A 12,669-nucleotide genomic window follows, 5' to 3' on the forward strand; every position below is an offset into this window, starting at 1 on the left:
GGGGCGGGCCGCCGGCCGCCGGGCAGGAGCCGGGTGGCCGGCGACGGAGGGGTCCGGCCGTCAGTGGAAGGCCGCCGCCACGGCGCGGTGCGAGCCGTTGAGGTAGTGCTCGCCGATGGAGCGCAGGCGGTGCGCGGCAGGGTGGTGGGCCGTCAGGACGCGGGCGTTGCGCCAGAAGCGCTCCAGGCCGGGGGCGTCGGCGAGTTCCAGCACCCGCGCGGTGACGTGCAGGGCGGCCTTCGAGGTCACCGTCTCGGCCGTGGCGACCAGGGCGGCGACGCCCGCGGGATCCTCGGCGTCGAGCTGCGCGCCTGCGTCGAGGGCCTGCGCCGTCACCTCCGTCGCCCGGCAGACCACGGCGGTGGCGGTTTGGGCGGCCGAGGCGAGTTCCCCGTACGTCAGGAAGAGGTCCGGGTCCGCGCCGGACAGCCGGTACGCGTGGCCGCCTCTGCTGAGGTCGCGTGCCTCGGTGAGGGCGCCCTCGACGATGCCGAGGCCGACGTGGCACAGGGCGAGCCGGAGCACCGGCTCGGCGAGCGCGGTGAAGGGTGACGTCGACTCCTCGTCGTGCGGCCGGCGGCCCAGCACCTGCTCGGGGGTGACGGTGACCCGGTCGAGGACCACCTCGCCCGCGCCGACGACGCGCTGTCCGAGGCGGTCGTGGGCGGGTTCGACGGTCATGCCCGGCACGCCGGACGGGATCCGTACGACCAGAACGTCACCGGTCACGGCGCAGACGGCGTCGACCACGATCTGGTGGGCGACGGCCACCGCCGTGTCCACGAACCGGCGCCCGTTCAGTACGTGGCCGGTGCCGCGCGGTCTCAGTGTGAGGTCCGGCCCGTCGGTGTCGTCGTCGGGTGCGGCAGCGCGGAGCGCGCCGGTCCACAGCCACTGCTCGCGCACCGACTCCTCTTCGAGGGCGGTCGCGTGGTGGTGGCTCGCGTAGAAGCGTCCGCTCCACGTGTGTACGTAGTGGCGGGCGAGTACGTCGCCGACGGAGCTGTCCGCCGCGGCGATCTTCCGTACGACGGAGCAGCCGGTACGCCAGTCCGCCCCGCGGCCCGGCCCGGGCGGGGTGAGGGCCGCGAGCAGCCCGGCCTCGCGGAGCCGGGCCGCTTCGTCGGTCGGCGGCCTGCCCGCCCGGTCACGGGCGATGGCGTCCGCGGCGAGGTCGTCCGCCACGTCGCGGGCCGTACGCAGGAGTGCTGCGCGGCGCTGCTCGTCGGTGGACCGGCGGCCGGCGGTGCTCGGTGTGGTCGCCGCGGGCGTCACTGGCAGACCCGGATGCCACCGCGCGGCGCGGGAGCTGGGCGGAGGCGGACGGCGGTCCCAGGGGGGATGGCGGCGGTCATGTCGGGTACTCCGCAACGTTGTTGGGAGGTGTCGCCCGGCTGCTCCACCGAATCCCCACCTTCCCCATCGGATTGATAGGAATCTTTGCCCGAACCGGCTTTCCCGACAAGGGTGCGACCGAATGGTGGACGGTTCGGTCTTGCAATGGAAGATGACGTGGCGTCAGATCGCCGACCGGGTCCGCTCGCGGGGGTGGTAGCGGGTCGCCGCGGCGACGGTGTGTGGCGCATCGGCCGCCTCAAACCGTACGGCGCGCATCCCTGCCGGCTTCGGCTCTACGTGCCCGATCACCGGTAGCGACGCGCCATCATCCGCCGGACACGGTCGTCGCGCCGCCCGGGACGGTGTCCGCGCGCGGCGTGGCGGCCGGCGCGAACTGGGTGCGGTACAGCTCCTCGTACCGTCCGCCCACCGCCAACAGCTCGCTGTGAGTGCCGCGTTCCACGATCCGGCCCTCCTCGACCACCAGGATCAGGTCCGCGGCCTGGACCGTGGAGAGCCGGTGGGCGATCACCACGGCGGTCCGGCCCGAGAGGGCCTCGCCGAGGGCCTCCTGGACCGCGGCCTCCGAGGTGGAGTCCAGATGGGCGGTGGCCTCGTCCAGAATCACCACCCGCTGCCTGGCCAGCAGCAGCCGGGCGATGGTCAGCCGCTGGCGCTCTCCGCCCGACAGCCGGTAGCCGCGCTCGCCGACGACCGTGTCGAGACCGTCCGGCAGGGAAGCCACGAGGCCGTCGAGGCGCGAGCGGCGCAAGGCCTCCCAGATGTCCTCCTCCGCCGCGTCGGGGCGGGCCAGCAGCAGGTTGGCCCGTACCGACTCGTGGAAGAGGTGGCCGTCCTGCGTGACCATGCCCAGGGTTTCGCGGATGGAGTCGGCGGTGAGGTCCCGTACGTCGATCCCGCCGAGCCGGACCGCGCCCGCGTCGGCGTCGTACAGCCGGGGCAGCAGCTGCGCGATCGTCGACTTGCCGGCGCCGGACGAGCCGACCAGGGCGATCATCTGTCCGGGCTCGGCACGGAAGGACACCTCGTGAAGCACCTGCGTGCCGCCGCGGGCATCGAGGGTCGCGACCTCCTCCAGGGAGGCGAGCGAGACCTTGTCGGGTGACGGGTACCCGAAGGACACCCCGTCGAACTCCACCGTCACCGGACCGTCAGGGACCCGCCGGGCGTCCGGCTTCTGGGAGATCAGCGGCTTCAGGTCGAGGATCTCGAAGACCCGCTCGAAGCTCACCATGGCGCTCATCACCTCGACCCGCGCCCCGGCGAGTGCGGTCAGCGGCGCGTACAGCCGCGTCAGGAGCAGGGCGAGGGCGACGACGGACCCCGCGTCCAGGGTGCCGCGCAGGGCGTAGTAGCCGCCCAGGCCGTAGACGAGCGCCAGGGCCAGCGCCGAGACCAGCGTCAGGGCGGTGATGAAAGCCGACTGGGCCATGGCCGTGCGGATCCCGATGTCCCGTACCCGGGCCGCCCGCGCCGCGAACTCGGCCGACTCGTCGGCCGGCCGCCCGAACAGCTTCACCAGCGTCGCGCCCGGCGCGGAGAACCGTTCCGTCATCTGCGTGCCCATCGACGCGTTCAGCGCCGAGGCCTCCCGCTGCATCGAGGCCATCTTCGCGCCCATCCGGCGGGCCGGCAGCACGAACACCGGCAGGAGCGCGAGGGCCAGCAGCGTGATCTGCCAGGAGATGCCCAGCATCACGGTCAGCGTCAGCAGCAGGGTCACGGTATTGGCCACGACACCCGACAGGGTGTTGCTGAAGGCCCGTTGCGCGCCGATCACGTCGTTGTTCAGGCGGCTCACGAGCGCACCCGTACGGGTCCGGGTGAAGAACGCCACCGGCATCCGCTGCACGTGGTCGAAGACCGCCGTGCGCAGGTCCAGGATCAGCCCCTCGCCGAGCGTGGCCGACAGCCGTCGGATGAGCAGTCCGAGGGCCGCCTCCGCGACCGCGATCAGAGCGATGAGCAGGGCGAGGCGGGTGACGGTGCCGCTCTCCCGGCCCTCGACGATCGCCGTGACCACGCGGCTCGCGAGCACCGGAGTGGCCACCGCAAGCAAGGCGGTCACCACGCTGAGCAGCAGGAACAGCGTGAGCCCGCGGCGGTGCGGGAGGGCGAAGGAGGCGATCCGGCGCAAGCTCGCCCGCGAGAGCGGGCGCCGCTCCTGCTGGGCGTTGATCGCGCTGTGGAGCGAGGTCCAGGCGGTGACTTCCATGTCCATGACCCGAACCGTACGACCTCAACCAAAGTCGAGGTCAAGGAGAGAGGCGCCTCTCACCCCGATGCGTGACCAACTCCCGCTCGTCCGACGGCACCGCGTGCGATAGATTCGGCCACCGCGACGACAGGGCACGCGACGTACTTCCTACCCACCCGGAGACGGCTTCTCAATGAGCGACATCATCAACGGACTTGGTCGCACCACCGCCTTCGGCGGCGTCGGCCTGGTGCTGCTCATCCTCGGCATCGTGCTGGTGGACGTGCTGACCCCCGGCAAGCTGCCGAAGCAGATCTGGGAGGAGCGCAACCGGAACGCCGCCGTCCTGCTCAGCTCCGCGCTGCTCGGCATCGGCGGCATCGTCTTCACCTCGATCTGGACGACCTACGCCGACTTCGGCAAGGGCCTGGTCTCCACCGCGGCCTTCGGCGTCCTCGGCCTCGTCCTGATGGGGGTGGCCTTCCTGGTGCTGGACCTGGTGACCCCGGGCAAGCTCGGCGCCATAGTGGTCGACCCCGAGCCGCACCCCGCCGTGTGGGTGACGGCCTCCTGCAACATCGCAGTGGCGGGCATCGTCGCCGCCTCCATCGCCTGACCACGGGACACGGCAAGCGCAGGACGAGCGCAGGACGAGCGCAAGGCGAGCACAAGACGAGCACAAGACGAGACGAGAGCGCCGCTCCCTCCCGAGAGCGGCGCTCTCGTCTCGTACCGGGGGGCTGCCTCCCCGGACGCTACGCCAGACCCAGCGCGAAGACCGCGAACGAGGCCGCCAGCAAGCCCGCCGCCGTCCCGCGCACCGCCGAGGCCTTCGTCCACGGCTGCTCGAACCGGCGGGCGTACCGGGCGATCCCCACCAGCAGCGCCGCGAACACCGGCATCCACGCCAGCCGCGCCACGATCCACCCCAGGCTGTCCGGAGCCGTCGTCAGCCCCGCCAGTCCGCCCACGAAAGAACCGGGCACGGCGGCCGCCAGCATCGCCGTCTGGTGCCAGCACAGGATCGTCATCGCGCACAGGTTGATCACGACCACCGGCGCCCACAGCGCAGGCCGGGCCAGCAGCCGCGCCAGCCGGTCCCGCAGCAGGATCGCCGCCCCCGACTGGGCCGCCGCCAGCGCCACCACGAGCAGCGACGGCGGATGCGAGTTGGTCCGCGCCTCACCCGGTACGCCGACCATCGACGCCGGGTAGTGGAAGACCACCAGCAGCGCCGCGAACAGCGCGCCGCCGCCCGCCAGCAGCAGCCACGCCCCGCGCCGGCCGATCCGGCCCTCGCCCCACGACACGCCCAGCTGGTACGCGAAGAGCCAGCCCGGCAGGATGTTCACCAGCGCCAGCCAGCCCGGCACCGAGTCCGCGAAGGGCCCGTAGCGCAGGAAGTCGACCACCGCGACCGAGGCGAGCAGCGGGGCAGCCGCCCAGCCGCCGAGCCGGTGCGCCGCCCGGACGCAGTACGGCGTCAGGGCGGTGACCACCACGTACACGCCGACGAACCACAGCGGCTGGATCACCAGCGTCGCCCCGGTCCGCAGCGTGGCCTCCGGCACCCCGGCCAGGTACAGGACCGGCGCGGCCAGCGCCCACACCGCCGTGACCCCGAGCACCGGCCGCCCCAGCCGGGCGATGCGGCCCTTCAGCCACGCGCCCGCGGAGCCGGTGCGCCGCCGGAAGGAGAGCACCGAGGCGTAGCCGCCCACGAGGAAGAAGATGCCGAGCATTTGCAACACCCAGCCGGCCGGAGCCAGGCCGCCGAAGGCGGAGAGCGGGCTGGCGTTGTGCAGGGCGCCGTCGGAGTCGAGGGTGAGACCGCCGAGCAGCCAGTGCCCGGTGGGCACGGCCAGCAGGGCCAGGGCCCGCAGTCCGTCGATCGCCCGGTCGCGGTGGGCCGGGGTCTTCGCTTCGATCCGGTCGGCGGTCGCCCGCGCCGTGGTGAGTAGCTTCATCGGGTCCCTCCCGTGGCGATCGCCGCGAAGGCCTTCAGGGATTGGGTGCCGGGCGTGAAGTAGCCGGTGTGGCCCGCCACGTCGGCGGCGGGGATCCGGCGCGCCCCGAAGGCCGCCGAGGTGGGGTCGGCGCCGTGGCCCAGCCCCGCGAACTCGACGTTCGGCACGTTCGAGATCCAGTCACCGGGCCCGCGGGCCGCCCAGACGCGGGCCCCGGTGCGCAGGTCCGCGACGGTGCCGGCCCGCATGCCGGGAGAGCCGAAGACCACGATGTCGGTGGCGTCGGTGTGCCGGGCCGCCAGCCCGCACACCACAGAGCCGTAGCTGTGGCAGAACAGCACCGGGTCGGGGGCGCCGACCGCGTCGAGCCCCCGCGTGAACCGGGCCAGCCGGACGGCCCCGGCCCGGGCGAGACGCCCGTCGGCCGCGTCCAGCCCGACGCCTACGGGGCTGGTGTAGCCGGTCCACGCGATGACGGCGGTGGCGTCCCCGGCCGCGGAGCGCAGGGCGCGTGCCATGCCGGCCGGTCCCGCGTACGGGGCGCGCCCGCGGTCGTAGCCGGCGGCGTCGTTGTCCGAGCCGGGCACGACCACCGCGACGTGCGCGGCCCGCCCCAGGTCCCCGAACACCTCGGCGACCTGGCCCCGTCCGCGCGGGTCGAAGGCCAGGATCTGCCGGCCGGGCGCGGCGAGGGAGGCGAAGCGGGCCTCGCCCGTCGCCAGCACGACCAGCCGGTTGGCCTCGTACCTGAGGGTGATCGGGGCCCCGTCGAGATTGCCCACCACCAGCGGGTGGGACCGTACGAGGCCTTGCGCCCGCTCCCCGTCCAGCGCGGCGAAGAACCGCGCGACCTCGCGCGGCGACGTCCGCGCCGGATCCGGCAGTGGCTGCCCGGCCACCGCGGAGGCGAGCCAGGACGCGGTGCCCGGCGGCGGGCCGGTGACCGCCGTCTGGGTTCCGGCGGAGGCCCATCCCGCGGTGCCCGTGACGACGGCCGCCGCCAGTGCGGCCGTGACCAGTGTCCTTGCGAAGCGGCGCATGCCCCTTCTCCTCTCCTCGTGACGAGGAGGAAGGTAAGAAGGAGCTACCGGTGGGGGCGTCGGACCGGGGAGCCAACCCCCATGTCATACCCCGGTAGGGGGTGGAGGAGAGACGACGCAGCCGGAGCCGGAGCTGGAGGTGGAGCCGGAGCCGGAGCCGGAGGTGGAGCTGGAGGTGGCTCCGACGGATCCGGAGGATCAGGCGCTGCGGCCGTCGCCCGGACGCACCAGCCCCGCCTCGTAGGCGAAGATCACGGCCTGGGCCCGGTCCCGGAGGTCCAGCTTGCCCAGCACCCGCCCGATGTGGGTCTTGACCGTCTGCTCGGCGAGCACCAGGTGTCCGGCGATCTCCTGGTTCGACAGCCCGCGCGCGATGAGTTCCAGTACCTCGGTCTCACGCGGCGTCAGGCCGTTCAGCCGCAGCGCCGGGTTCTTGCGCGGCGCCGGCCGCCGCTCGACGAAGTCCGCGATCAGCCGCCGGGTCACCGACGGCGCCAGCAGTGCCTCGCCGGAGGCGACCACCCGGACCGCCGCGATCAGATCCGCCGGCGGGGCGTCCTTCAGCAGGAACCCGGAGGCTCCGGCGCGCAGCGCCTCGTACACGTAGTCGTCGATGTCGAAGGTGGTCAGCATCAGCACCTTCGGCCGGTGCACCACGCCCGGCGGGGGATCGAGGAGCTCGCGCGCGGCGCTCAGCCCGTCCATCTCCGGCATCCGTACGTCCATCAGCACCACGTCGGGGTGGACGGTGCGGGAGACCTGGACGCCCTGGCGACCGTCGGGCGCCTCGCCCACCACGTCGATGTCGGCCTGCGCCGACAGCAGCGCGGCGAATCCCGCCCGCACCATGGCCTGGTCGTCGACGATGATCACCCGGATGGTCAACTCGCGTCCTCGTCCGTCTCGTTCAGGGGGAGCAGGGGCAGCCGGGCGGCGACCCGGAAGCCGCCGTCGGGCAGCGGGCCGGTGTCCAGCGTCCCGCCCGTCAACCGTACGCGCTCGCGCATCCCCACCAGACCGTGCCCGGTGCCCGAGGTCTCCAGCGCCACCACCGCGTCCCGCGCGGGTCCGTTGACCACGAGCACGAGCACCTCGTCGGCGTCGAAGGTCACCGATACGCGGGTCGGCGCCCCCGGCGCGTGCCGCACCACGTTCGCCAGGGCCTCCTGCACGATGCGGTACGCGGACAGGTCCACGGCCGGCGGCGCCGCCTCCGCGGTGCCCGCGGCCAGCGACAACTCCACCGGCTGTCCGGCCCGTACGGTCGCCTCCACCAGCTGTTGCAGCTTCCCGAGCCCCGGCTGCGGGGTGAGATCGCGGCCGTTCGTCTCGTCGCCGCGCAGGACCGTCAGCAGCCGCCGCATCTCGCCCAGCGACTCCCGCGCGCTCGCCGCGATCGCCGCGAACTCCTCCCGCACCGGCTCCGCCATGCCGGGCAGCCGGTAGGGCGCCGAATCCGCCTGCACCGTGATCACCGACATGTGGTGGGCCACCACGTCGTGCAACTCCCGTGCGATCCTGGCCCGTTCCTCCAGCAGCGTGCGCCGGGCCCGCTCGGCCTCGCTGATGCTCTCCTGTTCGGCGATCCTCTGCCGCGCGTCCCCGAGCCCGCGCAGCGCACCCGTCAGCGCGAGGACGACCCCGCTCAGCACGAACAGCAGGGCCACCGTGTTGAGCACCCCGGCCGGCTGGAAGAAGCCCAGCACCACCCCGGCCGCCCCGGTCGCCAGCCACACTCCGACCAGGGTCCGGATGGACTCGCGCAGCCCCAGACAAGCCATCAGCACCAGGTAGCCGATGATCACCATGGGGGTCCACGGCCAGGAGTGCCGGGCCACCTGATCGGCCTGCGTCAGCACGACGGCCCCGACGACGTCCGCGAACAGCACCAGCGCCCACGCGGGCAGCGGCCGCGTCACGGCGAGCAGCAGCGGCACCGTCTGAGCCACGCCGAGCGCGCCGGCCCAGCCGCCGCCCGCCTTGTAGTCGTTGGTCAGGACCACGATCGTGACCGGGAGCAGCGCCATCACGCACGCCGCCGTCACGGCGTACGGCAGCATCCGCTGCCAGGCCTTGGGCGCTTGGGCGAACAGCGGCTCGGCCGCCCGCGCGGGCGTACGGAGCGCCACCGCCAGCTGGCCCGGTGCGCGGGGTGCCCGGGCGGCGGAGGCGGCGGCACCGGAGGCGGCTGTACCGGAGGCGCCGCCGGCTGCTGCGGCTGCGGCCGCCTTGGCGGACGGGGATCGGAATCGGGCTCGGTCGCTCATGATCGGTCCACCTTATGCACCCACGTGCGTCACGGCCCCGGTCCCGGCGCCCTCGTCCCGGTGCCCTCGTCCCGGGGATCAGCGGCGACCAGGAATGCCCGTGAGGGGAACCGAGCCCCGAGGGCCCCACCCCGTCGGGCTTCCGACGTGATCGACATAGACTGCGCCCGGCCCGGGTGGCTACGGCGCAGCACGGCACGGCACGGCACGGCACGGCACGGCGGGGAGCGGGTACGTATGGGCGGGGCAGCCGCGCTCGAGAAACTGATGCCGGTCGTCCTGGCCTTCGGGGCCGGCGTGCTGCTCGCGCGCCGCAAGGTGGTTCCCGCCGAGGCCTCCAAGGCCTTCGCCGACTACGCCTTCCTCTTCGCCGTCCCCTGCTACCTGTTCGGCAACATCTACGCCGCCGACCTCTCCGCCCTCTTCGACTGGCGGGCCATCGGCGGCTACGCGACGGCCGCCGCCCTCGCGGTCGGGGCCCTGGCCGCCGCCTCGGCCCTGGCCGGCATACGGGAGCCCCGCGACGTGGCACTGCGCGTGATGGCCGGGGTCCAGGTCAACACCGCCTACTTCGCGGTCCCCGTCTTCATCACCTTCTTCGGGACGGCGGCCCCGATCTTCCCGGTCCTGCTCTTCCAGGTCTGCGTACTGTCGCTGGTCGTCATCTCCATCATGGAACTGGGCCGTACCGGTCCGGGCGCCGGCGGTCCCGCCCAGCGGCTGACCCGTGCCGTCGGCTCCTCCCTCGTCACCCCGCTGGTGCTCGCCTGCAACGCCGGGATCCTGCTCAACCTGCTCTCCGTGCACGTCCCCGAGGTGGTGCTGGACGGGGCCGCCTTCGTCGGCGACAGCGCCTCCCCGGTGGCCCTCTTCGCCCTCGGCCTCCACCTCGGCGGCATCGGCCTCGACATCCGGGGCACCACGCGCGAGGAGCTGGCGCTCATAGGCTTCAAATGCCTGGTCTTCCCGCTGCTGGCGTGGGCGGTGTGCGGGGCGCTGTTCGGGGTCCGGGGCGAGTGGCTGACGTACCTCGTGCTGATCGCGGCGATGCCGACCCCGCAGAACCTGTTCATCTTCGCCCAGCGCTACGACGTGGGCGTGGACCTCTCCGCTTCCGTCGTGATCAAGAGCTCGGTGGTGTCCCTGCTCCTCCTGCCGCTCTGGCTGCCGACCGTGGCCCTGGCTTCGTAGGGGCACCGGCGACGGGTCCGCCGGGGGCGATTCGTTCCCCCGGCGGGCTCCGCTCGTTGATCCGGCATGGAGCTGCCGACCATCGCTGCGCCCGGCGTCGGGGAACAGGCCGACGCCGTGGCCGACGCCGCCTGCCACCTGTACGACACCGTCGCGCCCTGGGGACACGCCGCGCCCGGAGGATGGAGCCGGACGGCGGCGGAGGACGCCGCCGAGGCCATCGAGACGGCCGCGCACGCCCTCGCGTACGCGCACCCGGGCGCCGAGGTGATCCTCGCCCCGGTCCACACGGCCCTCGCGGACCTGCGCCGTCAGCTCGGCCTCGCGCCCGCCGACCCGCTCACGGCCGACGGGCTGCCCGCCACCCCGCGGACGGTGGGCAACCCGCGCCGCACCCGCTGGGAGCGGGTGCTCATGCCACCCTTGCCCCGGCAAGAGCCTTCTCGTACAACTTCCTGACGTCGGGTCCGAAGTAGGAGCTGTAGGACGTGTCGGGGGTGTCCCCGCCCGTCTTCCAGCCGCCGATCACCCCGACCACGTCGCCGGTCTCGGTCCGCTCGTCGAAGCGGGTCAGGAAGGGGCCGCCACTGGTGCCGCCCGGGTAGCCGGTGCAGTCGATCCGCAGGAACGATCCGGGGATGCCCGGATCGGTGCTGGTGAACTTCGTCGTCCGGTTCACGCACAGCCGCGGCCGGGCGGCGGAGGCCGGGTAGCCGATCAGGGACACCTTCTTGTGTGCGTACGTCGCCCCCGTGACCAGGCGGTTGCCGCCCACCACGTCCTCCACCGGGAAGCCGTCGGCGTCGGGGCCGACCTGGGCGAACGCCACGTCGAGGGTGGCGCCCTTGTCCGCGCCGAGCTGCCGGTAGCGCGGGTCGATCCACACCTTGGAGCGGCCGGCCGGGTCGCGCAGGATCGGGAACATCCCGTACGGCTGTGGGTTCCCGGCCGTGTACTGCGGTACGAAGGCCACCTGGCGGGCGTCCGTCCCGAGCAGGCAGTGCGCCGCGCTGAGCACCAGGTCGCGGCCGGGGGAGGCGACCACGCTCGCCGTGCAGAAGTACGCGCCGCCGCCCTTCATGACGAACATCCGGCCGACCACGGGGATGCCGTCGAAGTCCTGCCCCCTGCCGTCGGTCGCCGCCGGGGCCCCGCCGCGGCTGATCGGGACGGCGGACGCCATCCGGTCGGGCGTCCAGAAGGACTCCGCATCCCGGGCCGACCACCGCCCGGCGGGCGGCGGGGCGCTCCCGGCCTGGGCCACGGGCAGCGGCCCGGCCGGCAGCAGCAGGGCGGCCGTCGTCGCCGCAACCGTCAACGCACGTCGCATTTCCGTCTCCTCTTCGTCTTCGCTGGAGGGGGATCGAGCAGGGCCGGGGCGCCGCCGCGGTCGTGGCCGGCGGGCCCTCCCGGCCCCGGGACCTGATGGCCCGGATTCACATGGCCCGGGATTCACATGGCCTGGGGTCAGCCACATGGCCGGGGGCTAGACGGCCTGGGGAAAGCGGAACAGGCGGCCTGGGTCGTAGGTGCGCCGGACCGCTTCGAGGCGGGCCAGGTTCGGCCCGTAGTAGGCCTCGCGCCAGCCGGTCAGCTTCGGGTCGGCGTAGTTCTGGTACGCGGCTCCGCTCGCCCAGGGGCGCAGGTCCTGCCAGAGCCCGTCGAGCCAGCCCTGGTGGCGGGCGACGTCCGCGGCCGGGGCCGTGCCGGGCCAGTAGACGAGGTACTGCGCGAGGAAACCGGCGGCGCGGTGCACGAAGGCGGTCGCCCCGGCCGGGTACCGGTTCAGGGCGCCACCGCAGACCCCGTCGAACTGCACCACCCCGAGCCCGCCGCGCGGCACGTTCCCGGCGTAGCGCCGGACGGCCGCCAGCACCGTGTCGGCCGCGCCCCGGGTCAGGCCCCGCGGGGCCCAGAAGTCGGAGCGGGCCGCGTACGAGTCCCGGCCGAGCCGGCCGCGGGGATCGTGGCCGGGCAGGGTGCCGGGGAGCCGGCATTCGGCGGGACTCAGGTCGAGGCACCCCGACATGGCCCGGACGGTGTCCCCGTAGCCGCGCACCACGGTCCAGCTGTCCCGGGGCGGGCGGCCGACGAGGTCGGACAGCCGGGTGAGCTGCCGCTCCAGCTCGGCGCGTCCGCCGTCCAGGCAGAGCACCCGTACGGCCGGGGCGCCGACCGGGCCGCCGTCGACGGCGAATTCCACCTGGCTCCAGAACGGGTCGGGCAACCCCTCCAGCCAGCTCTGCCAGCCGTCCAGGGCGGCGGCGGATTCGGCGGGGGACCAGTGCAGCTCGGCGAAGGCGCAGTCGGAGACCGGGTGGGCGCGGAAGCGGAAGCCGGTGACCACCCCGAAGTTGCCGCCCCCGCCGCCGCGCAGGGCCCAGAAGAGGTCCGGATCGCGGTCGGCGTCGACCTCGCGGACGGTCCCGTCGGGGGTCACCACGGTGGCGCCGGTGAGCTGGTCCGAGGTGGTCCCGTAGGACCGGGAGGCCAGGCCCAGCCCGCCGCCGAGGGTGAGCCCGGCGATGCCGACGGAGGGGCACAGCCCGGTAGGGACGGCCAGCCCCCGCGCGGCGAGGGCGGAATTCACCTCGCCGAGCCGGGCGCCCGCACCGATCCTCACCTCGGTCGCGGTGGTCGCGGTGGTC

At 73.9% G+C, this 12,669-nt stretch carries 11 protein-coding genes; 3 read left to right on the top strand and 8 right to left on the bottom strand.

Annotated features, from left to right (window positions below; translation table 11 throughout):
* Window positions 1-60 precede the first annotated feature (60 nt).
* Window positions 61-1,275: an acyl-CoA dehydrogenase gene (locus J7E97_RS36810; RefSeq protein WP_215024898.1), complete on the bottom strand. Its 1,215-nt coding sequence runs from the start codon at window positions 1,273-1,275 to the stop codon at window positions 61-63.
* A 388-nt stretch (window positions 1,276-1,663) separates the two neighbouring features.
* Window positions 1,664-3,580, bottom strand: a complete 1,917-nt coding sequence (locus J7E97_RS10665) for an ABC transporter ATP-binding protein (RefSeq protein WP_215024900.1) — start codon at window positions 3,578-3,580, stop codon at window positions 1,664-1,666.
* 169 nt (window positions 3,581-3,749) lie between these two features.
* On the opposite strand from J7E97_RS10665, the gene J7E97_RS10670 reads away from it, so the two are divergent.
* Window positions 3,750-4,172 carry a DUF350 domain-containing protein gene (locus tag J7E97_RS10670; protein ID WP_215024903.1) on the top strand — a complete coding sequence of 141 codons (423 nt, stop codon included), beginning with the start codon at window positions 3,750-3,752 and terminating at the stop codon, window positions 4,170-4,172.
* A 139-nt stretch (window positions 4,173-4,311) separates the two neighbouring features.
* Here the strand turns inward: J7E97_RS10670 and J7E97_RS10675 are convergent, their stop codons facing one another.
* The 4 genes from J7E97_RS10675 to J7E97_RS10690 form a co-directional block, all read right to left on the bottom strand.
* Window positions 4,312-5,523 carry an acyltransferase gene (locus J7E97_RS10675; RefSeq protein WP_215024907.1) on the bottom strand — a complete coding sequence of 404 codons (1,212 nt, stop codon included), beginning with the start codon at window positions 5,521-5,523 and terminating at the stop codon, window positions 4,312-4,314.
* Window positions 5,520-6,563 carry an alpha/beta hydrolase gene (locus tag J7E97_RS10680; protein ID WP_215024910.1) on the bottom strand — a complete coding sequence of 348 codons (1,044 nt, stop codon included), beginning with the start codon at window positions 6,561-6,563 and terminating at the stop codon, window positions 5,520-5,522. Before J7E97_RS10680 ends, J7E97_RS10675 begins: the two co-directional genes overlap by 4 nt.
* Window positions 6,564-6,761: 198 nt before the next feature.
* The gene (locus J7E97_RS10685) at window positions 6,762-7,448 is read right to left on the bottom strand and encodes a response regulator transcription factor (protein ID WP_215024913.1); all 687 of its coding nucleotides are present in this window, start codon (window positions 7,446-7,448) and stop codon (window positions 6,762-6,764) included.
* On the bottom strand, window positions 7,445-8,830 hold the full coding sequence (locus J7E97_RS10690) for a sensor histidine kinase (protein ID WP_215024916.1): 1,386 nt from the start codon (window positions 8,828-8,830) through the stop codon (window positions 7,445-7,447). Before J7E97_RS10690 ends, J7E97_RS10685 begins: the two co-directional genes overlap by 4 nt.
* 237 nt (window positions 8,831-9,067) lie before the next feature.
* On the opposite strand from J7E97_RS10690, the gene J7E97_RS10695 reads away from it, so the two are divergent.
* Together J7E97_RS10695 and J7E97_RS10700 are read left to right on the top strand one after the other, a co-directional pair.
* Window positions 9,068-10,021, top strand: a complete 954-nt coding sequence (locus tag J7E97_RS10695; RefSeq protein WP_215024920.1) for an AEC family transporter — start codon at window positions 9,068-9,070, stop codon at window positions 10,019-10,021.
* A 66-nt stretch (window positions 10,022-10,087) separates the two neighbouring features.
* The gene (locus J7E97_RS10700) at window positions 10,088-10,480 is read left to right on the top strand and encodes a hypothetical protein (RefSeq protein ID WP_215024922.1); all 393 of its coding nucleotides are present in this window, start codon (window positions 10,088-10,090) and stop codon (window positions 10,478-10,480) included.
* Here J7E97_RS10700 and J7E97_RS10705 read toward each other — a convergent pair.
* Window positions 10,434-11,351: a trypsin-like peptidase domain-containing protein gene (locus J7E97_RS10705; protein ID WP_215024925.1), complete on the bottom strand. Its 918-nt coding sequence runs from the start codon at window positions 11,349-11,351 to the stop codon at window positions 10,434-10,436. The two genes, J7E97_RS10700 and J7E97_RS10705, sit on opposite strands and share 47 nt — an antisense overlap.
* 156 nt (window positions 11,352-11,507) lie before the next feature.
* The coding region (locus tag J7E97_RS10710) for an FAD-binding oxidoreductase (protein WP_215024928.1) at window positions 11,508-12,669 on the bottom strand (1,162 nt) is incomplete at its 5' end.

The sequence above is a fragment of the Streptomyces sp. ISL-66 genome (assembly GCF_018614135.1).
GTDB lineage: Bacteria > Actinomycetota > Actinomycetes > Streptomycetales > Streptomycetaceae > Streptomyces.

Bases quoted from the DNA above. Each gene is read 5' to 3' on its own strand.
- J7E97_RS10665 (WP_215024900.1), bottom strand. From the start codon at position 3,580: ATGGACATGGAAGTCACCGCCTGGACCTCGCTCCACAGCGCGATCAAC.
- J7E97_RS10670 (WP_215024903.1), top strand. From the start codon at position 3,750: ATGAGCGACATCATCAACGGACTTGGTCGCACCACCGCCTTCGGCGGC.
- J7E97_RS10675 (WP_215024907.1), bottom strand. From the start codon at position 5,523: ATGAAGCTACTCACCACGGCGCGGGCGACCGCCGACCGGATCGAAGCG.
- J7E97_RS10680 (WP_215024910.1), bottom strand. From the start codon at position 6,563: ATGCGCCGCTTCGCAAGGACACTGGTCACGGCCGCACTGGCGGCGGCC.
- J7E97_RS10690 (WP_215024916.1), bottom strand. From the start codon at position 8,830: ATGAGCGACCGAGCCCGATTCCGATCCCCGTCCGCCAAGGCGGCCGCA.
- J7E97_RS10695 (WP_215024920.1), top strand. From the start codon at position 9,068: ATGGGCGGGGCAGCCGCGCTCGAGAAACTGATGCCGGTCGTCCTGGCC.
- J7E97_RS10700 (WP_215024922.1), top strand. From the start codon at position 10,088: ATGGAGCTGCCGACCATCGCTGCGCCCGGCGTCGGGGAACAGGCCGAC.
- J7E97_RS10705 (WP_215024925.1), bottom strand. From the start codon at position 11,351: ATGCGACGTGCGTTGACGGTTGCGGCGACGACGGCCGCCCTGCTGCTG.